Genomic DNA, 23,461 nt, shown 5'->3' with positions numbered 1-23,461 from the left:
TCGCCAGGCCGCGCACGCCGTCGCACCGACGCCGCGCGCCCGCCCTCTCACGGCAACCGGAAAGTGTCAAAGAACGTCTCGCGCTCGATCACCGTGAGCGCCGCGCGCTTGTGCGGAAAATCGAATTCCTTCAGCGTATAGAACCCGAGCCGATGCATGTACGCGATATGCCGCACGTGATCGACGCGCGGCTCGCCGACGAGCCGCTGGGTACGCGGTTCGTCGACGAACATGTAGTGCAGCACCCCGCTCCACCACGCATGCAGCTTGCCGGCGCTCTGGAACCGCGAGTCGCCGATCAGCAGGTGCAGCCCGCGATCGTAGTCGTGCGCGTCGTAGAACGGCGCGAGGCGGTCCTCCTTCGCCCAGTAGAACTCGAAATAGCCGAACGGCGTGTCGTCGAAATAGCCGATCATCGGGTGCATGTGCGGGTCGGCCAGCCGTTCGGCGAGATACGCCGCATGCTCGTCGCGCGTGCCGCGCTGGTCCCAGAAATGCGCGACGCGGTCGAGGTTCATCCAGCCGCTGAACAGGTCCGCGTGCGTGTCGATGTCGACGGTGCGCAGGCTGAACGTCATCCCGACCTGCGGCATAGGGCGCGCATAGATCTCGCCGGCCGGCGACGGCGGCCGCACCGGATGACGATGGCCGTTCGTGATCGCGTAGCGCAGCGGCATCCCGCCGGACGCGGGCGCCTTCAGCCACGGCCGCGGATTCTGCCAGAACGTCGTGCGCGACACGGTGAGCCGCAGCGTGTCGCCCGCGACCTGCGCGCCGTCGATCACGCCTTCGCGCACCGCACGCGCCACGTACGACGCCACGGCCGCCGCATCGGCGCCGCCGAGCGGCACCGAGACCGTCGCCGCGTCGAGCCGCGTGTCGGTGTTGAACAGCGCCACCAGCGTCGGGAGCAGCGCGTCGGGTGCGTCGTCGGGCCGCCATGCGTCGAGCGCATGCTCGACGACGGCCGCCGCCTGCCCGTGCACGGCGCCGTCGAGCGCGGCGGCCACTTCACCTTCGACGGCGTCGGCGGCGCCGGCCGGTTTCGTCAGCGTGTCTTGCATCACAGTGCTCCCGCGTCGTGGCGATCGGCGAGCACGTGCAGCCCGCGCTCGAGCGCCGGAAACAGGCTGCGCTGGAAGTTGTTCCAGCGCAGTTCGAGAATCGTGTCGTCCGGCGCGATCGGCGTGTCGAGCACGTCGCAGATCACCTCGCCGGAATCGATACCGTTGTCGACGTAGTGGAACGACGCGCCCGTCATCGTCACGGGTTCGATGGACGACGTCGCGCCGGTGGCCCAGTCGACCCGTTCGCCGCGTGCGCCGTGCAGCGCGTCGAGCGTCGCCCACGCGCCGCGCCGCTGGTACGGCGAATCGTCGGCGGTGATGCCCGGGTGGATATTTGCGATGCGCCGGTGAAAGCGCGCGCCCGGCCGCACGAGTTCGTCGAGGATCACGAGCAGCCCGTCGAGCACGACGATGTCGGCGTCGAGTTCGAGCAGGCGCTCGAGCAGGCGGCGCTCGAACGCCTGTTTGCCGGCCACGCGCTCACGCGCGTCGCGCGGCAGCCGCCGATACGTCGACGGGATCGAACAGAACAGTTCGTCGACCGCCCGGCCCTGCACCGTCAGGCCTTCCGGCAGAATCCACGGGCGGCCCGGCGTGCGCGCGAAACCGTAATCGGCCACTTTCGCGCGATCGGCCGGCGAGCCTTCGTCGTCGTCGACGATCACGCCCTGCAGCGTGTAGCGTTCGCCGAGCGGCGAATCGTTCAGGCGCTCGACGAGGAATTCGAGCGGCGCCTTCATGTAGCGCGTGCCGCCTCGATAAGCGACCGGCTGGCCGGCGCGATCGGCCGCGCCGTTGCGCAGCGACTGGATGTAGACGAGATTTTTCTTCGGCATGGATGCGTCGTGGAAAAAAGCGGACGAAGGCGCCGCGGCCGGCCCGCGCCGGCCGCGAGGGCCGGCCGGCGAGCCGTGGCGCGCGACGTCACCAGTTGTATTTCGCGGTGGCGATCACCGTGCGGTCGGTCCCGAAAACGCAGACGTTCGCCGACTGGCAACCGCTGATGTAATGGCGGTTGAACAGGTTCGTTCCGTTCACGGCGAAGCGCCAGTTACGCACGTCGTAATGCAGGCCCGCGTCGAACAGCGTGACGCTCGATACCGTCAGCGAGTTGTCGGCCGCACCGGCCGACGCGCTCTGGTAGCGAATGCCGCCGCCGAGGCCGAAGCCGGCGAGCGGCCCGGTGTGCCAGGTCCAGTCGGTCCACAGCGACGCCATCTGGCGCGGCCGCGGAATGTCGACCGGCCAGTTGTTCAGCGAGACGTCGTTGGCCTGCACGTTCTTCACGTCCTGATAGACGTACGACGCGATCACCGACAGGTTGCGCGTGACCTTGCCGGTCGCGCTCAGCTCGATCCCGCGCGAACGCACCTCGCCCGTCTGCACCGACTTCGTGCCGGTCGGGTCCTGGCTCGGCAGCGCCGACGTGAGCACGTTGGTCTGGTTGATCTGGTAGATCGCCGCGTTCAGCATCAGGTTCTTGCCGGGCGGCTGCCAGCGCAGGCCGGCTTCGATCTGCTTGCCGCGCGTCGGTTGCGGCAGTCCGCCGCCGAGCAGGTTCACGCCGATCAGCGGATTGAACGACGTCGCGTAGCTGACGTACGGCGACAACCCGTAGTCGCCCTGGTACGTGAGGCCGACGCGGCCGGTAAACGCCGTCACGTCGGCCTTCGTCGACGTGCCGGCCGCGCGGTCGTCCTGCCGCATGTTGACCCAATCCTCGCGGCCGCCGAGCGTCAGCGTCCAGCGGTCCCACTTGACCTGGTCCTGCGCGTACAGGCCGAACGTGTTCATCGTCGTGTACGTGTTGGTGCGGAACGTCGCGTCGGGCGTGAACACCGCCGTCGTGACCGGCTGGTACACCGGGTTGTAGATGTTCAGCGGCGGCGCGGCGGCGAGCCATTCGCTGTCGGTCGCGGTCTGCCGGTTGTACTGGAAGCCGAGCAGCAGCGTGTGCTGCAGCGGGCCCGTCGCGAACCGGCCCTCGAGGTTGTTGTCGATGTCGAAGCGGCTGTAGTTCATCTGGAACACGCCGGCCCAGCGCGACACGTCGGTCGTGCTGCCGTCCACGAAGCCGTTGCCGAACACCGAGCCGTTGTCCAGCGACAGGTGCATCAGCCGGGTGTTCTGGCGGAACGTCCAGGCCGGCGTCAGGTTGCGCTCGAACTGGTAACCGACCGACCACTGCTTCTTGCGGTAGTAGTTGAAGCTGCCGTCGCCTTCGTAGATGTCCTTGTTGATCTGGCCGTTCGGGTTCGGCAGCACCGTGCCCTGCGCGGGCATGAAGTTCGACGAGATGTCGCCCCAGTCCTGCAGGTAGGTCGCCGACAGCGTCAGCGACGTATCCGCGTCCGGGCGCCAGCGGAACGACGGCGCGAGCGCGACGCGCTGGTCGTTGTTCGGGCCGGTCAGCGCGTTGCCGTCGCGCGCGACGCCGACGAACCGGTACGCATACTTGCCGTCCGGGTCGAGCTTGTCGCCGACGTCGATCATGAACTGCTTGCGCGCGTAGTTGCCGATCTGCACGCCTGTCTCGCGCACGCGCTCGCCGTCGGCGAGCTTGGTGTGCACGTCGATGATCGCGCCCGGATCGCCCGCGCCGTACAGCACCGAGGTCGGCCCGCGCAGCACGCTGATGCTGTCGATCATGTACGGATCGACGCGCCAGCTCGCGAGATTGATCGTGTTCGGCACCTGCAGCCCGTTCACGTAGGCGGTCGGCGTGAAGCCGCGCAGCGCCGCGTACCAGTCGGAGCGGTTGTCCGACCCGTACGACGAGAAGCCCGGCACGTAGCGCAGCGCCGCGTTCACGTCGGTGGCGCCGGTCATCTCGATCTGCTGCGCGGTGACGACGTTGATCGTCTGCGGGATCTCGTTGAGCGGCGTGTCGGTCTTGGTGCCGGTCGTGCTGCGCTTCGCGACGAGTCCGACCGTGCCGTCGCCCTCCGAGGCCGCGTTGACGGTGATCGCCGGCAGCGTGCCGTTCTGCGCGGCGGTCGACGTATTCGCCGCCGCGCCATTTTGTGCACTGCTGGCCGACGCCGCGGCGCCTGCGTTCACGGCCGGCGCCGTCTGGGCATAGGCGTGCCCTGCCGCTGCCGTACCGAACGCCACGCTTGCTGCGGCTGCGATCGCACGCAAACGCGTGCCTGTTGCCCACTCCATCTTCTTCTGCTCCACTTTTTCATGCGGTCTCCGACCGCGCCTTTGTCAAAGAGCGAAGGCCATCCGGCCCGCGCTCACCCCGTTGTTCGGTCGTTGTTCGTGCGTGGCCCGGGCCGCGCCTTCGTCATGCCTGGGCGCGATCCCGTCTTCGAGCGACGCGCAGATTTCGTCGGCGCGGCGCGCCAGTACCGACAGCAGCGTGTCGGACAGGCCGTGGCTGTCTTCGCAGCAGCCTTGCAGGTAGATGCGCGGCGCGAAGTGCTCGGGCGTCGCGAGCAGGTAGTCGCGCGTGACCTCGCCGCGCGTGAGCGCATCGCCCAGGTGCGGCGCGAGCCCTTCGAGCAGCGCCGAATGCGTGTCGCGGCGGTAGCCGGTCGCGAGCACGAGCGCGTCGAAACGCTCGACGCGCGTGGCGCCGCTCATCCGGTCGCGCAGCGTCAGCTCGATGCGGCCGTCGGCGGTGCGCACCGCGGCCTCGATCGCGGTGTTCGCGAGCAGCGCATGACGCGGCGTGCCGTCGATGCGCTGCAGGTACAGCATTTCGTAGATCTGCTCGATCAGCGGCCGGTCGACCACCGCGTAGTTCGTGTCGCGATAGCGCTCGAGCAGCGCGCGGCGCGCGTCGTGCGGCTGCGCATAAACGACGTCGGTGAATTCGGGGCTGAAGATTTCGTTGACGAACGGGCTGTCGTCAGCCGGTTTCAGCGCGCCCGCGCGCATCACGAGGCTCGCGTCGACGTGCGGGAAGCGGCGCGCGAGGTCGATGAACACCTCGGCCGCGCTCTGCCCCGCGCCGATCACCGCGACGCGGCGGCGTTCGCCGTCGGGCGACGCGACGAGCCGGTCGATGTCGGCCAGATACGTCGACGAATGGATCACGCGGTCGCGGCCGAGCGCGGCGAACGCATCGGGAATCGCCGGCGTGCCGCCGACGCCGACCGACAGCGCGCGCGTGACGCGCTGGCGCTCGTGGCCGGCCGCGTCGCGCGACAGCACGCGCAGTGCGTCGATCTTCGCGCCGTCGCCGCGCACGGGTTCGATCCCCAGCACGGTCTCGCTGTAATGGACGCGATCGTCGAACGCGTCGGCCACCCAGCTCAGGTAGTCGTGGAATTCGACGCGGGTCGGATAGAAGTTCTTCAGGTTGATGAATTCGTTCAGCCGGCCGCGTTCGAACAGGTAGTTGATGAACGTGTAGCGGCTTTTCGGATCGCGCATCGTCACGAGATCCTTCAGAAACGAAATCTGCATCCGGCAGTCGTCGAGCAGCATCCCGCGATGCCAGCCGAATTCCGGCTGGCGCTCGATGAAGCAATGGGCGAGCGTGTGCGCACCGCTGCGCTCCGCGAGGCGCACGGCCAGCGCCAGATTCGACGGCCCGAAGCCGACGCCGATCAGGTCGAATACGGTTTCTCTCTGCATGTCTCAGCTCCCTTTATCGGTGAATCCGGCCCGTCAGACGTGACGGCCGGAGAAGAACGTCTCGCGCAGCGTGCGCATCCACAGCGGCTGCGCGTCGGCCAGCGCGAGACGGCGCTGCCGCGCGAAGCCATGCCGCGCGAGATGGTCGGCAACCCGCGTGTGGCCGGCCGGAACGGCACAGCCGACCGCTTCGGTACGCAGGTCGTCGAGAAACAGGTAATGCACGACGGACGGCAGCCAGCCGGCCACGCGGTGCGCGCCGCGCCAGCGCGGCTCGCCGACCAGCATCCGCAGCCCTCGGTCGTAGTCGCGCGCCGCGACGTGCGGCGCGAGCGCGTCCTCCTTCAGCCAGAACGCCTCGAAATACGCGAACGGCTCGCCGTCGAAACAGCCGACGAGCGGCGTCACGTGCGGGTCGGCTTCCTGCGCGCCTTGCGCGCTGTGTTGCGCGGGCTGTGCGCCCGGCCAGCCGTCGCGCACACGCGGCTCGTCGAACCAGCGCGCGAGCCGCTCGGTGTCTTCCGCCGGCTGCCAGCCGCGCAGCGTGAAGCGCACGCCGAGCGCCGGCAGGTCGCGCGCATAGACGTCGCCGCGCGGGGCGGGCGGCCGGCGCGGATGACGCCGGCCGTCGGTGATGGTCGGCAGCGTCGCGCACGGCAGATGCGGGCCGGCGCGCCACAGGTCGGCCTGTTGCGCCCAGCCGTCGCGCATGCAGCGGCCGCCGTCGGCCAGCACGCCGCTCGCGCGCAGCGCGTCGAGCGCGACCGCCGGCCATGCGGCGGGGTCGAGCCGGATCGCCGCGTGGCGCGCGCTGTCCGAAAACGCCGCGGCCAGTGCGGCCAGCAGCGCCCGCCGCTGGTCGGCCGGCGCCGCGCGATGGTTGTACGCGACGAGGCGCAGCGCGCCGTCGTCGCCGAGCTGCGCGCGCAGCAACTGCGCGCCGATCCCGTCGCCCTGCGCGACGCGGATCTCCGCGCCGTCGCGCGCGGCGAACAGGCCGTCCGCGAACGCGAGGCGGTAGGTATCGAGCATCGTGAATCCGTCCGGGCGCACTTCAGCCAGCATGACGCGCCTCCTGCCCCGCTTCCGCGTGCGCATCGAGCCGCGCGCCGAGCGCCGCGAGCGTCGGCGCCGCGAACACGTCGGCGACCGTCAGCGCATGGCCGGCACGGCTCGCCGCGTCGACGAAGCGCACGACGTCGAACGACGTCGCGCCGGCTTCGAACAGATCCGCATCGGGCTCGGGGGCGGCCGTCGAGAGCGTGTCCGACCACAGCGCGGCGAGCACGGCGGCCGCATGCGACGGCTTTACGTGGAGCGGTGTCGCGGCGTTGGTACGTGCGCCGGACACCGCGTGCGCGGCGGCGTGCGCATCGGGTCCGCCGAGCGCCGCCTGCGACGCACCGGCGAAACGCGCGACTTCGTCGTGATACAGATCGACGAGCGTCTCGACGAAATCGCGCGCGAGCAGTTCGTCCGCATACGAAAACGCGGCGCTCACGCGGCCGTCCGGATGCTCGACGACGTCCAGCTCCAGCGTGAACACGACGCGATGGCGCACGTCGTCGAATCCGGCCAGCGACAGGCCGGCCCAGTCGCGCGCGGCGGCGCCGGTCGGGCGCAGGTAGTTGAACATCACCTGGAACAGCGGATTGGCCTGCGCGGCGCGCGGCGCACGCAGCGCGGCCACGACGTCGGCGAACGGCACGTCGGCATGCGCATACGCGGCGAGCGCCGTGTCGCGCACTTGCGCCAGCACGTCCGCGCGGCGCGCGGCCGGATCGATCCGCGTGCGCACGACGACCGAGTTGATGAAGAGGCCCAGCGCGGTGCGGGCCGCGTCGCCCGTGAGCTCGCGCGTCGACGCGAGCACGCCGACCGGCTGGTCGGCCACGCCCGTCGCGCGGAACAGCGCGGTGTTGAGCGCCGCGTGCAGCAGCATCGGCAGCGTCGCATGCGAAGCCGACGCGGCGTCGCGCGCGGCGCGAATCAGCGGCGCATCGAATTCGAACGCGATGCGGGCCGCGCGCCATTGCGGCACGGCCGGCGCGTCGGCGCGCTGCGGCAATACGCGCGACGGCAGATCGGCGAGCGCATCGCGCCAGTACGCGACGCGCGCCGGATGGCACGGCGCGGGCAGCACGAGCGGTTGCGCGGCCGGTTCGACGGCTCGATCGGCCGGCGCGGCGCTGCGTTGCACGCGGGCAACATAGCGGGCGCGCACCGCGTCGAGCCACAGCTCGATCGATTCGCCATCCGACACGATGTGGTGGATCGTCACCGACAGCACGTGATCGTCCGCCCCGAGCCGCAGCACGCGAGCGCGCCACAGCGGCGCGTCGGCCGCGAGGTCGAACGGGGCGAGCGCATCCGCGTCGGTCAGCGCGGCCGCGCGGGCCAGCGCATCGGCTTGCGCCGACAGGTCGATTACCGGCAGATCGACGGCAACGTCCGCGTCGATCCGCTGGCCCGGCAGCGCGCCGTCGCGGACGACGAGCCGCGCACGCAGCGCCGGATGCACGGCCGCCGCCTCCGCGAACGCGGCGCGCAGCGCATCGACGTCCAGCGGGCCGCGCACGCGCAGCGCGACCGGAATGTTGTACGCGGCGCTGTCCGGCTGCGCGCGCCACAGGAACCACAGGCCGAGCTGCGCGGGCGACAGCGGCCACACGCCGTGCGCGTCCGGTTTGGCCACGGCCACGCCCGGTGCGGTGGCGCCGGAATGCGCGGCGCGCGGCGCATCGGCCACTTGCCGCGCGTATTGCGCAAGCACGGGCGCCTCGAACAGCGCGCGCACCGGCACGTCGCGGCCGAGCCGTTCGGCCACGCGCGTCGCGACGCGCACGGCCGCGAGCGAATGACCGCCGAGATCGAAGAAGTGATCGCCGCGGCCGACGCGTTCCAGGTTCAGCACGTCGCACCAGATCGCCGCGAGCGCGGCTTCGTCGCCGTCGTGCGGCGCTTCGTACGCGCGTTCGACACGCACCGGCGCGGGCAACCGCGCCCGGTCGACCTTGCTGTTCGCGTTGCGCGGCAGCGCGTCGAGCACGATCAGTTGCGCGGGCACCATGTAGTCGGGCAGCGTGCGGCGCAGGTGCGCGTCGAGCGTCGCGGCTTCGACCGGCTGCGCGGCCGCCTGTGCTTCGGCGGTCAACTCGACGTACGCGACGAGCTGCGCGAGCGCGCCCTGCCCGTGCACGACCGCGCAGGCTTCGCGCACCGCGTCGTGCGCGGCGAGCTGCGCTTCGATTTCGCCGAGTTCGATGCGCAGGCCGCGCAGCTTCACCTGGTGATCGACGCGGCCGATGAAATCGAATACGCCGTCCGCGCGGCGGCGCACGAGATCGCCGGTACGGTACAGCCGCGCGCCCGGCGCGCCGTACGGATCGGGCACGAAACGCTCGGCCGTCAGCGCCGGACGGTCCAGGTAGCCGCGCGCGACACCGATGCCCTCGCCGCCCAGATACAGTTCGCCGATCACGCCGACCGGCAGCGGATGCAGCCGCGCGTCGAGCACGTGCGCGGTGCGCGCGCCGACCAGCGTGCCGATCGGCAGATATGCGGCGTCGCCGAGCTTCGCGAGATCGTCGCCGGGACGGAACATCCACAACGTCGGCGTGATGACCGTTTCGGTCGGGCCGTAGCCGTTGACCACGCGCACGTTCGGCAGCGCGCGGCGCAGCATCGCGAACGCCTCGCGCGACGTCGCCTCGCCGCCGACGGTCAGCGAACGCAGCGTCGGCGGCGCACCGTGCGCGAGCGCCCATTCGGCGAGCTGGGCCGCGCAGCCGGGCGGCACGTAGGTCATCGTCACGCCGTCGCGGATCATCATCGCGCAGGTCTGCGCGGGCGGCCACAGCACGTCGGCCGTCACCGACACGGCGGCGCCCGACATGTACTGCGAAAACCAGCCTTCGTGCGCGCCGTCGAAATTGACCGACTGGAACAGCAGGAACACGTCGTTCTCGCCCGCGCCGTAGCGCTCGGCGATCGCCGCGCAATGCAGCGCGAACGACGCGTGGTCGACGATCACGCCCTTCGGCTTGCCGGTCGATCCCGACGTGTAGATCGCATACGCCGCATGGCCGGGCAGCACGTCCGGCAGCGCGACGTGCGCGGCTTCGTCGAGCGCATCGATTGCGTCCGCGCGCCAGATGCGCAGTTCAGGCAATTCGGGCAGCGACGGGGCGCTCGCGGCGTCGGTCAGCACGTGCGTTATGGCCGCATCGCCGACGATCTGCGCGAGCCGTTCGCGCGGATGAGCCGGATCGAGCGGCACGAACGCGGCGCCCGACTTCAGCACCGCGATCAGCGCGACGAGCAGGTCGACCGAGCGCTGCAACGCGACGCCCACGCGCATCTCGGGCCGCACGCCGGCCGCCACCAGATGGCGCGCCAAACGTGCGGCACGGGCATCGACCTCGCCGCGCGTCAACGCGCGGTCGATATCGGCGACGCCACGTGCGTCGGGCCGCGCGTGCGCATGCGCGGCGATGCGCGCATGCACCGGTACGAACGGCTCGGCGTCGGTCGCGCCGGCCGGCGCGTTCCACGCGAAGAGCTGCGCGCGTTCGTCGGCGGGCAGCCAGTCGAGATCGCCGATCGGCATCTCGGGACGCGCGAGCGCATCGGTCAGCAGCGTGACGAAGCGCGCGGCCAGCCGTGCGATCGCATCCGCGTCGAACAGGTCGAGCGCGTAGATGAAGGCGGCGTCGAACGTGCCGTCCGGCGTCGCCTCGACGGACAGCGTCAGGTCGAATTTCGCGGACGGCGTGCCCGACGGCAGCAGCGCGGCCGACGCCGCGCCGAGCGGCGGCAGCGCGCGGCGTTCGCCGTATGCGGCCATCACCTGGAACAGCGGATGGTGACTCGCGCTGCGCGGCACGCCGAGCGCGTCGACCACCTGCTCGAACGGCACGTCCTGGTGCATCTGCGCGTCGACGAGCGCGCGCTGCGTACGCGCGACCAGCGACGAGAAATCGCCGTGCGCGGGCACGTCGACGTCGATCGCCAGCGTGTTGACGAAGAAGCCGATCAGGCCAGCGACTTCCGCGCGTTCGCGGTTCGCGGCCGGCACGCCGACGCAGATCCGCGCGTCGCCGGTCGCGCGCGCCAGCAGCGCATCGAGCGCGGCGAGCAGCACCGCGAACGGCGTCGCGCCGGACGCCGCCGCGAACGCACGCAACTGCGCGCCGATACGCGCGTCGAGCGAAAACACATGACGCGCGCCGCGCACACTGCGACGGGCCGGCCGCGCGGACGCGCCGGGCAGCGTCAGCACGCCGCGCTGCGGATCGAGCCGCTCGCGCCAGAATGCGAGCTGACGGTCGCGCTCGCCGGCATCGAGCCAGCGGCGCTGCCACAGCGCGTAGTCGGCGTACTGGATCGGCAGCGGCGCGAGCGGCACCGGTTCGCCCGACGCATACGCGCGATAGAACGCCGCAAGCTCGAACAGCATCACGCCCGACGACCAGCCGTCCGACACGATGTGATGCACGGTCAGCGCGAGCCAGTGATGCGTCGCGTCGAAGCGCACCAGGTGCGCGCGCACGAGCGGCGCCGTGCCGAGATCGAACGGCTCGGCTTCATCGGCCGTTGCCACCGCTTCGGCGCGCGCCGCGCGCTGCGCGTCCGGCAGCGCTTCGAGATCGGTTTCGCGCCACGGGCAGCGCAGCGGTGCGTGGATCGTCTGCGCGACGCCGTCCTGCGCTTCGTCGAAGGTCGTGCGCAGCGCCTCGTGGCGCGCGATCAATGCATCGCATGCCAGACGCAGCGCATGCACGTCGAGCGGCCCCGTCAGCGCCAGGCGCTCGGTGATGTGATACGCGTCCGGCGCATCGATCAGCCGCGCGTGCAGCCACAGCCGCGTCTGCGCGAACGACGCCGGCACGCGATCGCCGCGCGGCGTGCGCGGCGGAATCGGCAATACGCGGAAGTCGATGCCGGCCGCGCCGAGCTTGTCGATGAAGACCGCGCGCTGCGCGTCGGGCAGTTGCGCGAAACGCGTCGCGAGCGCGAGCCAGTCGGGTTGAACCTTCGTCATCCGTCGTCCTTATTGGGTTTCCAGTTCGCCGAGCAGCGCGTCGATCGCGCTCGCCGCATCGGTCGCGCCGCGTGCCGCGCAGGCCGCGTCGATCGCTTGCGCGCAGCGCGCGAGCGTGCGCGTGTCGAACAGCGTGCGCAGCGGCAGCGCGAGCCCCCAGTGCAGGTTCGCCTGCGCATGGGCCTGCGTCGCGAGCAGCGAGTGGCCGCCGAGCAGGAAGAAATCGCCGTCGCGGCCGATCGCGTCCACGTGCAGCACGCGTTGCCAAATTGCCGCGAGCGCGCGCTCGGTATCGGTCGCGAGTTCGACGGTTTCGGTCGCTTCGCGCACCGGCGCGGGCAGCGCATGGCGGTCGCACTTGCCGTTCGGCGTGACCGGCAACGCATCGAGCTCGATCAACTGCGACGGCACCATGTACGCCGGCAGTTGCGCACGCAGCGCGTCGAGCAGCGCCGCACGGTCGAGCGGGCCGGCGTCGCCGCGCGCGACATAGCCGATCAGTTGCTCGTCGCGCACGATCACGACCGCATCGTTGACGCCCGGCGCCGCGCGCAACAGCGCCTCGATCTCGCCCGGCTCGATCCGCTGGCCGCGCAGCTTCACCTGCGTGTCGACGCGGCCGAGGTAGTCGAGCGCGCCGTCCGCGCGTCGGCGTGCGAGGTCGCCGGTGCGGTACATGCGCGCGCCCGGCACGAACGGATCGGGCACGAAGCGCTCGGCGGTGAGCGCCGGACGGCCGAGATAGCCGCGCGCGAGGCCCGCGCCCGCGAGATACAGTTCACCGGTCGCGCCGGCCGGCACCGGCTGCCATGCGGCATCGAGCACGTGCAGTTGCAGGTTCGCGATCGGATGGCCGATCGGCACCGCGACGGCCTGCGCGTCGTCGGGGCCGCAGGTCCAGTGCGACACGTCGATCGCGGCCTCGGTCGGCCCGTACAGGTTCACGAGCGTCGCGTTCGGCAGCAACCGCGCCATCTTCGCGACGAGTTCGGGCGCCAGCGCCTCCCCGCTCGCGACGATCAGGCGCACGCTGTCGCATTGCGCGGCGGCCGAGAAATCGTCGAGATACGCGGCGAACGCGGCGAGCATCGACGGCACGAAATGCAGCACCGTCACGCCGTGCGCGTGGATCGCGGCGGCCAGGCGCGCCGGGTCGCGGTGGTCGCCCGGCGCGGCGATCGCGAGCTTCGCGCCGATTGCGAGCGGCCACACGAATTCCCACACCGACACGTCGAAGCCGAACGGCGTCTTGTGCAGCACGACGTCGTCGCGCGTCAGCCGGTACGCGTGCTGCATCCACGCGATCCGGTTCGCGAGCGCGCCGTGCGTGTTGCCGGCGCCCTTCGGCTTGCCGGTCGAGCCGGACGTGTAGATCAGGTACGCGAGCTGCGCGTCGTCGATCGCGATGGTTGCGTCGTCGATCTCGCCCGCTTCGTCGGCCAGCAGATTCGCGACCGTCAGCAATGGCGTGTCGGCGCCCTCGCCCAGCGCGGCCTCGACCGGCTCGCGCAGATGCGCCTGCGTGATCGCGACGGCCGGCCGCGCATCGCGCAGCAGGTATGCGATGCGCTCGGCCGGATAGTCTGGATCGACCGGCAGGTACGCGGCGCCGGCCTTCAGCACGCCAACGAGCGCCATCACCATGTCGAACGAGCGCTCGACGCACAGCGCGACCGGCGTATCGGGCTGCACGCCGCGCCGGCGCAGCGCGGCGGCGATGCGCGACGTAGCGGCGTCGAGTTCGCGATAGGTCGCGCGCTGCACGCGGCCGTGAGCGTCCGCGTATTCGAGTGCGGTCGCGTCGGGCGTCGCGCGTGCGGCGTCCATGAATTGCAGATGCAGCGGCTGACGCTGCGCGTCCGGCCAGGTTTGCGCCGTGTCCTGCGCGCGCGCCAGCGCATCGCGGGTCGCCTCGTCGGCGATCGACAGCGTGCCGAGCCGCGCGTCCGGCGTACGGGCCAGCGCATCGAGCGCGCAGGCAAACGCGCGATGCCAGGTCTCGACCTGACGCGCATCGACGCGTGCGGTGTCGTAGCCATAGTCGATCGTCAGTTCGGCGCCGCTCTCGATCACGAGCGTCAGCGCGAAATCGGTCGCTTCGATGCTGCGGACGCCGCTCAACGCCAGCGCGCGCGGATCGGCGTCGCGCACCGATTCGTCGACCGGATAGTTCTCGAACACGACCACCGTGTCGAACAGTGCGCCGCCCGACCCGCGCGCCCAGCGCTGGATGTCGGCGAGCGGCGTGTGCGCATGTTCGGCGGCCGCCGCGTTTTCGCGTTGCAGCGTTTGCAGCCAGTCGGCCGCACGTTGCCGCGGCGCCGGTGCGGTGATGACCGGCAGCGTGTTGATGAAGAGGCCGAGCACCGAGTCGACGTCCGCGAGCGCATCGGGACGGCCGGCGACGGTCGCGCCGAACGCGACGGCCGGCTGGTGCGTCATCCGCTGCAGCGCGAGCGCCCATGCGCCCTGCACCAGCGTGTTGACGGTCAGCTTCAGCGCGCGGGCGGTCTGCGCGACGCGCGCCGTCGTGTCGGCGTCGAGCGTCGCGCGCCACGTGACCATCTCGGCCTCCGCGCGGTCGGCCGTGCGCTCAGCGATCAGCGTCGGTGCGTCGAGCCGCGCCAGGCGCTCGGTCCAGAAGCGCTCGTCGGCGTCGCGGTCGCGCGTGCCGAGCCATGCGATGAAATCGCGATAGCGCAGCGCCGGGCGGCTCGCGAACGGCGACACGGCGTCCGGGTCGCGGTAGTCGCGCAGCACGTCGGCGAGCAGGCGCGCGGTGCTCCAGCCGTCGAGCAGCACGTGGTGACGCGTCCAGACGACGCGCCACGCATCGTCCGTCACGCGGATCAGCGTGAGCCGCATCAGCGGCGGCTCGCGCCAGTCGAAGCCGCGCGTGCGGTCGGCCGCGAGCCACGCGTCGAAATCGGCGTCGAGCGTGTCGCCGCGCGTGCGCCAGTCGAGCTGCTCGACCGGCATGCGCGCGTGACGATGCACGCACTGCAGCGGCGCGGCCTCGTCCGGCATCACGCTCGTGCGCAGGATGTCGTGACGCGCGACGGACGCGTCGAACGCGGCCGCGAGCCGGTCGGCGTCCAGCGCGGTCGCGGTCGCGACGAGCTGGTTCACGTAGCTCGCGTGGCCGGGCGCGAACAACGCATGGAACAGGATGCCCTGCTGCATCGGCGACAGCGGATACACGTCGTCGATCGCGCGCCAGTCGAGCGGCGCGCGTTCGATCGCGGCCTGCGTGAGTCCGGCGGCCTGCGCGAGCGGGAAATCGCCCGGCGTCGCGCCGGCGCCACGATGCGCGATGCGCGATGCGCATGCGTCGACGAGTTCGCGCAGCGCGGCCGCGAAGCGTTCGGCGAACGCGTCGATCGTCGCGCGTTCGAATTGCGGCGCACCGTAGACCCAATGCACTTTCAGCGTGCGCGCACCGTCGCCGTCCGTGTCGAGGTACGCATGAATCGCGAGCGTGTTGCCGAGCGGCCCTTGGGGATCGCGCTCGACACCCGTGCCGCCGAAACGCGGGACGAGCGTCGCATCGCGCGGCGCGTCGAACTGGCCGAGATAGTTGAACGTGACGCGCGGGCGCGGCACGGCAGCCAGCGTCGCACGCGTGGCCGCATCGCCGTAGTGCGCGAGCACGCCGAAGCCGAGCCCCTTGTGCGGCACCGCGCGCAGCGTGTCCTTGACCGCGCACAGCGTGTCGCGGGCCGTCGCCTCGACCGGCAGCGTCACCGGGTAATGGCTCGTCAGCCAACCGATCGTGCGGCTGGCATCCGCATCGTCGAACAGCGCTTCGCGGCCGTGTCCTTCGAGTTCGACCCGGCACGATGCGGCGCCGCTCGCGCCGGCCAGCGCCAGCGCGAGCGCCGCGCCGAGCAGCTCGATCGTCTGCGTGCGATAGGCCGCGTGCGCGTCGGTGAGCGCGGCGCGGGTCAATGCCGCGTCGATCGTCTGCACGACGACGGCCGCATCGGCGTTCGTCGCCGCTGCGTCGGCGTGATCGGGCACGATGTCGTCGCCCTGCGCCATGCCGGCCCAGTAGGCGGCTTCGCCCGCGAACGGCGACGCCGGCTCCGTCGCCGCGCGGGCGAGCCGTGCGGCCCAGGCGTCCGCACGCAGGCCCGGCTGCGACAGGCGGAGCGGCGTGCGTTCGCATGCGGCGCGGTAGCCGGTGTCGAGGTCGTCGAGCAGGATGCGCCACGACACGCCATCGACGATCGCATGGTGAATTGCCAGATAGAGTCGCGTCGAACCGTCCGGCAGCCGTGCCGCGCACGCGCAGGCGAGCGGCCCGTTGCCGAGGTCGAGACGGCGTTGCAGCGCATCGAAGCGCGCCAGCGCGTCGGCTTCGTCGCGTGCGACGACTTCGACGAACGGCAGCGCATCGTACGGCTTCGCCGCGTCGCTCGCGTGCCACGCGCCGTCCGCGCCGCGCGCGAAGCGCTGGCGGAATGCGTGGTGATGCGAGAGCAATGCGTCGAATGCGCGTGCGAATGCGTCCGCGTCGAACGAACCGCGTACATCGAACGACACCGACTGGTTCCAGTGGCCGCGATGCGGGATATCGAGCGCGAAGAAGCGCTGTTGCGCGGGCGTCAGGATCGGCGTGTCAGCCGGTGTTGCATGTGTCGTTCCGACCGTGCTCGCCGGCTGCTGCGCGGCGACGGCCGTGTCATCCGTTTTCGCGATGCGCGCGAGTTCGGCGACCGTCGGCCCGTCGAACAGCTGCTTCGGCGTGAAGCGCACGCCGCGCTTGCGCGCCCGGGCGATCACCTGCAGCACGAGGATCGAATCGCCGCCGAGTTCGAAGAAATTGTCGTCGCGGCCGACCTTCGGCGCCTTCAGCACGGCCTGCCAGACGTCGGCGAGCACCGTTTCGATCGTGCCTTGCGGCGCATCGCCGGACGCGGCTGCAACCGGCGCGACGGCCAGTTCGCGCAATGCCGCGCGATCGATCTTGCCGTTCGCCGTCACCGGCAGACGCGCGAGCGCGACGAATTGCGCGGGCACCATGTAGTCGGGCAGCTTCGCGGCGAGCGCGGCACGCAAGGCCGCTTCGTCGAACGCAGCGCCGTCGCGCATCACGACGAACGTCGCGAGCCGCAGGCGGCCATCGTGCTCGATCGCGAGCGTTTCGGCCTGCGCGATCGGGCCGGCCGCGCGTACGGCCGCACTCACCTCGCCCGGCTCGACACGGTAGCCGCGAATCTTCACCTGATCGTCGATACGGCCGAGGAAGGCGACGCGGCCGTCCGTACGCAACCGCACGCGGTCGCCCGTGCGATACAGCCGCGCGCCCGGCGTGAACGGATCGGGCACGAAGCGCTCCGCCGTTTGCGCCGGGCGGCCGAGGTAGCCGCGCGCGACGCCCGGGCCGCCGAGATACAGCTCGCCGGTCGCGCCGGCCGGCACGCACGCGCCGAACGCGTCGAGCACCAGCGCGCGCGCATTCGGCAGCGGCAGGCCGAGCGGCACGCCGCTCGCGGGATCGCGCGCATCGGCGCCGATCGACGCTGTGTCGCACGCGATCGCGCCGACCGTCGCTTCGGTCGGCCCGTAATGGTTGATCACGCGGCAGGCCGGCGCGAGCGCGGCCAGCCGCGCGACGAGCGCCCACGTGAGCGTTTCGCCGCCCGTCACGAGCGCGTGGCGCGGCAGCACGTCGGCCGGCACGCGCGCATCGAGCAGCGCCTGCAGGTGGCTCGGCACGATCTTCAGCACGCCGACTTCACGGCGGCGCATTTCGTCGGCGAACAGGTCCGGATCGAACGCGCACGCGGCCGGCAGCAGGTGCAGCGTGCGGCCCGCGCACAACGCGCCGAACAGCGTCGTGTGGCCGAGGTCGGCCGCGACGGTCGACACCATCGCGAACGATGCGTCGGGCGCGAACGCGAGTTCGTCGAGCATCCCCTGCACGTAGTCGGCCAGCGCGCCGTGCGACACGACGACGCCCTTCGGCGTGCCGGTCGAGCCCGACGTGTAGATCAGGTACGCGCCCTGTTCCGGGTGCGGCGCGACGCGCGCGCCGGCCGCATGGGCAAGCGTCGCGTCCTGCGCGAGCGCGTCGACGTCGAGCGGCTGCGCGTCGATGCCGGCCGGCCACGCGGCCGGCTCGGCGACGAGCGCCCAGCGCGCGCCGCAGTCGGCAGCAGCAGCCGCAAGACGCGCGGCCGGCTGCGCGGGGTCGAGCAGCACGGCCAGCGCGCCGGCTTTCAGCGCGCCCAGCAGGCCGACGACGAAACGCGCCGAACGCTCGATGCAGACGACGACCGGCGCTTCGGCGGCCACGCCGCGTTGCGTCAGCGCCCGCGCGATGCGGTTCGATGCGTCGTCGAGTTCGGCGAACGTCAGCGATGCCGATGCGTCGGCGAGCGCGACGCGATGCGGATACGCGGCCGCCTGCCGCGCGAATGCGGCAACGACGTCGGCATGTTCGACGCGCAGTGCACGGCCGTCGCGCGGCTGGCGCGACACAGCCGATGCATCGCACGGCAGCGCGGCCGTCGTCGCATGCGGTTCATGCGCGGCGGACGCGACGAGCGCCGCATAGCTGTCGAGCCAGGCACGCGCGGTATCGGCATCGATGCAGTCGGTCGCATAGGCCGCGACCAGTTCGATCCCGTTCGCGTCGTCGGTGAAATCCAGCGCGAAATCGAAGCGCGCGGCGAGATCGGGCCCCGGCGTCGCGACCGCCGTGGCGCCCGGCAGCACGCTGTCGTGCCGTGCGTCGAACTGCTGCGCGAATTTCACGCGCAGCCATTCGTCACCGCGCTTGACGGGCGGCTTCACCGCGTCGACGACGCGCTCGAACGGCACGTCCTGGTGCGCGACCGCATCGAGCGCCGCGGTACGCGCCGCGTCGACGAGCGCACGGAACGGCAGCGTCGGCGCCACGCGCACGCGCAGCGCGACCGTATTCAGGAAAAGACCCAGCAACGCACGCGTTTCGGGGCGCTGGCGATGCGCGACCGGCACCGCGACGACGACGTCCGTTTCGCCAGTCAGGCGCGACAGCCACGCGTCGAGCGCGGCCAGCAGCACCGTGAAGACGGTCGCCTGCGCGTCGCGGGCGAGTTGCCGCACGTCGGCCGCGACCGCATCGGGCAGGCGCACCGATACGCGCGCGCCGTGCAGCGTGCGTGCGGCGCCCGGCTGGCGATCCACCGGCAGCGCGAGCGGGCCCGGCACGTCGCGCAACGCGCCTCGCCAGTAGTCGAGCTGGCGCTCCCCCTCGCCGCCGGCCAGCATGTCGCGCTGCCAGTCCGCGTAGTCGGCGTACTGGATCGGCAACGCGGGCAGCGACGGTTCGCGGCCTTCGGCATACGCGCGGTACGCCGCCGACAGTTCGTCGAACGCGCAGCGCGAGCTCCAGCCATCGGTGATCGCGTGATGCGCGGTCAGCAGCAGCCGGTGACGGTCGTCCGCGAGCGCGACCAGCGTCGCGCGCAGCAACGGGCCGCGCGCGAGGTCGAACGGTTCGGCCGCGTCGCGCTCGGCAAGACGCGCGGCTTGCGCGTCGCGGGCAGCCGGCGGCTGTTCGCGCAGGTCGACCGCGGCGATCGACACGGGCAGATGCGCGTGAATCCGCTGCATCACGACGCCGTCGTCGTTGTCGACGAGCGTCGTGCGCCATGCTTCGTGACGCCCCACCACGTGATCGAGCGCACGCTGCAGCGCGTCGCGGTCGAGCACGCCGTCGATCGTCCAGTGCGCGGCGATGTGATACGCGGCGCTGGCGTCGCGCGTTTGCGCGAGCACCCAGAAGCGTTGCTGCGCGAGCGATGCCGCACGATCGACGTACGGCGCACCCGCCGCGGCCGCATCGGCCGGCGCGCGGCGCGCGGCAATCGCGGCCAGCGGTTCGCCGGTCTCGCGTTCGGCGCGGTCGACGGTTTCGGCCAGTTCGGCGAGCGCCGGATCGGCGAACAGCGTGTCGAGCCGCAGATTCACGCGCACGGCGGCACGGATCGCGGCCTGCAACTGCATCGCGGCGAGCGAGTCGGCGCCCAGCGCGAAGAAACGATCGTCGCGCGACGGCGTGACGTCGAGGCCCAGCAGCGTTTTCCAGATATCCGCGATCTGTTGTTCGGTCGGCGTGCGTGGCGCCTCGCCGGCAGCTTGCGTCGTGTCGCGCGCGGCGGCAATCCGCTCGCGCAGCGCGGCACGGTCGAGCTTGCCGTTCAGCGTATAAGGCAGCGCGTCGCAACGTACGAACCGGTGCGGCTGCCACGCGGCCGGCAATTGCGCGGCCACGTGCGCCTTCAATGCGGCATCGTCGGCCGCCGCGCACAGCGCGACGCACGCGATCAGCCGCGTCGGCCCGCTGGCGGTGTCGGCCAGCACGGCCGCGTCGGCCACGGCCGGGTGCGAGCGCAGGCACGCGGCGATTTCCGCCGGCTCCACGCGCACGCCGCGCACCTGGACCTGATCGTCGAGGCGGCCCAGATAATCGTATGCGCCGTCGTCGCGCAGGCGTGCAAGGTCGCCGGTGCGATAGACGCGCGCGCCGGGTTCACCGTCCGCATCGGGAATGAAACGCTCGGCCGTGAGCGCCGGGCGACCGTGATAACCGCGTGCGACGCACACGCCGCCGAGCAGCAACTCGCCGACCCCAGCGGCGTCGGCGCCGTCGATGCGCGCGACCCGCGGGCCGATCACGCGGCCGATCGGCAGCGACGCAAATGCATCGTCGGCGGCCAGCACCGGCGTCTCGCCCGGTTCGACCGGCCACAGCATCGGCGAGATCACGGCTTCGGTCGGCCCGTAACCGTTGATCAGGCGTACCGCCGGGAACGTGCGGCGCACGAATTCGAACGCCTGCTGCGGCAGCGCTTCGCCGCCGAACGCGAGCACGCGCAAGGCCGGCGGCACGCCGTCGCGCGCGGCGACGGCCGCGAATTCGCGCAGGTACGCCGGCGGAAATGCGGCGACGTTCACGGCTTCGCGCACCATCAGCGCATGCGCGGCGTCCGGCGCGAACGGCTGCGGCGGCGCCACGACGATGCCGGCGCCGACCGCAAGCGGCGCGAGCCAGCATTCGTGCGCGGCGTCGAAGTTGACCGACGCGAAATGCAGCAGACGGTCGCCGGCCTCGATCGGCAGCGCGGCCGCGAGCGCGTCGCAATGCGCGGCGAGCGGCCCGTGCTCGACGACCACCGCCTTCGGCGTGCCGGTCGAACCCGACGTATAGATCATGTAGGCGGCCGAACGCGGATGCACGGTCACGATGTCGTCATCGAACGCGTGATTCTGCGCGACGCCCGATGCCTTCTCCGTTGCGTCGAACGCGTGTTCGAACGGCGTGCCGAGCGCCGCGCGGCCGGCGGCGTCGACGATGCCGTGGCGCAATTGCGCGTCCTGCACGATCCAGTCGAGGCGCGCGGCCGGATGGCGCGGATCGAGCGGCACGAACACGCCGCCGGCCTTCAGCACGGCCAGCAGCGCGACGAACAGGTCGCCGGAACGCTCGACACACACGCCGACCCGCACTTCGGCGCCGACGCCGGCCGCGCGCAGGCGCCGGGCGAGTTGCGATGCGCGTGCGTCGAGCGCACCGCGCGACAGGCGCAGGTCGTTCTGGAAAGGCACCGCGATGGCGGGCGCGTCGGGCGCGATGCGCGCCAGTTCGCGGATTCGGTGATGCAGCGCAGTCGGGAAACTCGTCATGTGCGTGAAATCCTTCGGTCCGGCCGCTTCGGCCAAGTCTCGGGGCCGCTTGGGGCGGCTTCACTGGTGTGACGAACGACGCGGCCGATTTTTTACCGCTTTGTGCGCAAAATGCGTGCGACCGCTTTTTTTTGACGATGTCGCTAAATATTTGCGCGGCCCGTTCGTCTATCAGGGAGGAAAGCCGGAACGGGGTTCGCCCCGCCCGCCGCTTTCGCGCCGGATTTGCCGTTTTTCGCGTTATTGCCTGCCTTCCCTTTACCGACGTTGCCGATGACAGCCGCCCACGAGCCTTCTTCCCCGCCGTCCCTCGACGCTTCCCCCGGCCGCCCCGCGGCGCGCCTGATCCTTGCGCTGCTGCGCGAAAGCCGCGTGTCGCTCACGCTGGCGCTGACCGCCTGCGTGCTGAACGGCGTCGCGAGCGTGCTGCTCGTCGCGACGCTGAACCGCGCACTGTCCCAACCGGGGGCCGCCGATGCGTCCCTCGCGTGGCGCTTCGCACTGTGCGCGGTGATCGCGCTCGTCACGCGGATCGTGTCGGGCACGCTGTTCGCACGCCTGTCGCAGGACACGATGGCGCGGTTGCGCGTGCATCTGGCGCGGCGCGTCGGCGCGGCCGAACTGCGCGACATCGAGCGGATCGGCGCGGCGCCCGTGCAATCGGTGCTGACCGACGACGCGACCAACGTGTCGATGCTGTTCTTCGCGCTGCCGAACCTGGTCATGCACGGCTCGATCGTGTTCGGCTGCCTCGGCTATCTCGCGTGGCTGTCGTGGCCCGTGTGCCTGCTGGCGCTGGCCGCGATCGTCGCCGGCTCGCTCGGCTATCACACCGGCGACCGCCGCGCGATCGCGGCGCTCGAAGCCGCCGGTCAGGCGCAGGACCGCCTGTTCGGCTATCTCGGCTCGCTGTTCTCCGGCGCGAAGGAGCTGAAGCTGCACGACGCGCGCGCCCGCCAGTTCGTCGACGGCCAGCTCGGCGCCGCCATCGGCGAAGTGCGCGACCACCGCCGCCGCGCGTTCAGCGCGTATGCGGTCGGGGTCGGCTGGATCATCTTCCTGTTCTACGTATTCCTCGGCGTCGCGTCGTTCTGGCCGCAGCTCGGCGTGCATGCCGACCCGGCCGCGGCCGCCGGCTACGTCGTCGTGTTCCTGTTCATGCTCGTGCCGCTCGACGGCCTGCTGAACAACCTGCCGACCGTCAACGCGGCGCGCGTGTCGCTCACGCGGATCGAAGGCGTGATGGCCGAGTTCGGCGCGCTGCGCACGGTGCCGCCCGCGGCCGATGCGCCCGACATGCCGCCGGCCGGCGCGGTCACGCTGCGCGGCGTCACGCATGCGTATTTCCACGAGCGCGACGAACGGATGTTCAGCATCGGGCCGATCGATTTGACGATCAAGCCGGGCGAGCTCGTGTTCATCGTCGGCGGCAACGGCAGCGGCAAGACGACGCTCGCGAAGGTGTTGACGGGGCTGTACGAGCCCGAGCAAGGCACGATCGAGGTCGATGGCTGCACGATCGGCTGGCGCGAGCGCGCGGCCTATCGGCAGCGCTTCAGCGCGGTGTTCAACGATTTCCACCTGTTCGATGCGCTGCTCGGCATCGTCGACCCCGACGATCCGTCCCGCGCGCAGGCCGATGCGCGGGCGAACGCGCTCGTCGCGAAACTCGCGCTCGACCACAAGGTGAAGGTGGTCGACGGCGCGTTTTCGACGCGCGCGCTGTCGACCGGGCAGCGCAAGCGGCTCGCGCTCGTCGTCGCCTACCTGGAAGATCGCCCGTTCTACCTGTTCGACGAATGGGCGGCCGACCAGGACCCGTCGTTCAAGGCCGTGTTCTACGAACAACTGCTGCCCGAGCTGCGCGCGCGCGGCAAGGCCGTGATCGTGATCACGCACGACGACCGCTACTTCGATCTCGCCGACCGTCTGTTGAAGCTCGACAACGGGCGCATCGTCAGCGACACGCAACCGGCGCGCCTGCGTGCGCAGGATGGCGTCGATGCGCTGAGCGCGTAACACGACACCGACGGTCGATCGAAAAAATCGCCGACACGCTGCGATGGCAGCGAGTCGGCGATTTTCG

The 23,461-nt window shown here is 71.4% G+C and carries 8 protein-coding genes; 1 reads left to right on the top strand and 7 read right to left on the bottom strand.

Translation table 11 applies throughout. The features are described 5' to 3' along the window. Positions 1–47 precede the first annotated feature (47 nt). The 7 genes from CFB89_RS08045 to CFB89_RS08015 form a co-directional block, all read right to left on the bottom strand. Positions 48–1,064: a GNAT family N-acetyltransferase gene (locus CFB89_RS08045; RefSeq protein WP_089467413.1), complete on the bottom strand. Its 1,017-nt coding sequence runs from the start codon at positions 1,062–1,064 to the stop codon at positions 48–50. Beyond that, a complete protein-coding gene (locus CFB89_RS08040) occupies positions 1,064–1,903 on the bottom strand; it encodes a N(5)-hydroxyornithine transformylase PvdF (protein WP_089467412.1) in 840 nt (279 codons plus the stop codon). Before CFB89_RS08040 ends, CFB89_RS08045 begins: the two co-directional genes overlap by 1 nt. Before the next feature lie 88 nt (positions 1,904–1,991). Next, entirely contained in the window at positions 1,992–4,232 is a 2,241-nt protein-coding gene (locus CFB89_RS08035) for a TonB-dependent siderophore receptor (RefSeq protein WP_089467952.1), read from the bottom strand. 45 nt (positions 4,233–4,277) lie between these two features. Beyond that, positions 4,278–5,654, bottom strand: coding sequence for a lysine N(6)-hydroxylase/L-ornithine N(5)-oxygenase family protein (locus CFB89_RS08030; protein ID WP_089467411.1), 1,377 nt, complete (start codon positions 5,652–5,654; stop codon positions 4,278–4,280). Positions 5,655–5,687: 33 nt separating this feature from the next. Beyond that, a complete protein-coding gene (locus CFB89_RS08025) occupies positions 5,688–6,719 on the bottom strand; it encodes a GNAT family N-acetyltransferase (RefSeq protein ID WP_089467410.1) in 1,032 nt (343 codons plus the stop codon). Next, positions 6,709–11,697 (bottom strand): non-ribosomal peptide synthetase, encoded by a 4,989-nt coding sequence (locus CFB89_RS08020; RefSeq protein ID WP_089467409.1) that lies wholly within the window; start codon positions 11,695–11,697, stop codon positions 6,709–6,711. Before CFB89_RS08020 ends, CFB89_RS08025 begins: the two co-directional genes overlap by 11 nt. Before the next feature lie 9 nt (positions 11,698–11,706). After that, entirely contained in the window at positions 11,707–21,375 is a 9,669-nt protein-coding gene (locus tag CFB89_RS08015) for a non-ribosomal peptide synthetase (protein WP_089467951.1), read from the bottom strand. 273 nt (positions 21,376–21,648) lie between these two features. On the opposite strand from CFB89_RS08015, the gene CFB89_RS08010 reads away from it, so the two are divergent. Then, the gene (locus tag CFB89_RS08010) at positions 21,649–23,394 is read left to right on the top strand and encodes a cyclic peptide export ABC transporter (RefSeq protein WP_089467408.1); all 1,746 of its coding nucleotides are present in this window, start codon (positions 21,649–21,651) and stop codon (positions 23,392–23,394) included. The last annotated feature ends 67 nt before the right edge of the window (positions 23,395–23,461 follow it).

The sequence above is a fragment of the Burkholderia sp. AU16741 genome (genome assembly GCF_002223345.1).
GTDB lineage: Bacteria > Pseudomonadota > Gammaproteobacteria > Burkholderiales > Burkholderiaceae > Burkholderia > Burkholderia sola.
This window is presented reverse-complemented; position numbering and strand designations above follow the sequence as displayed.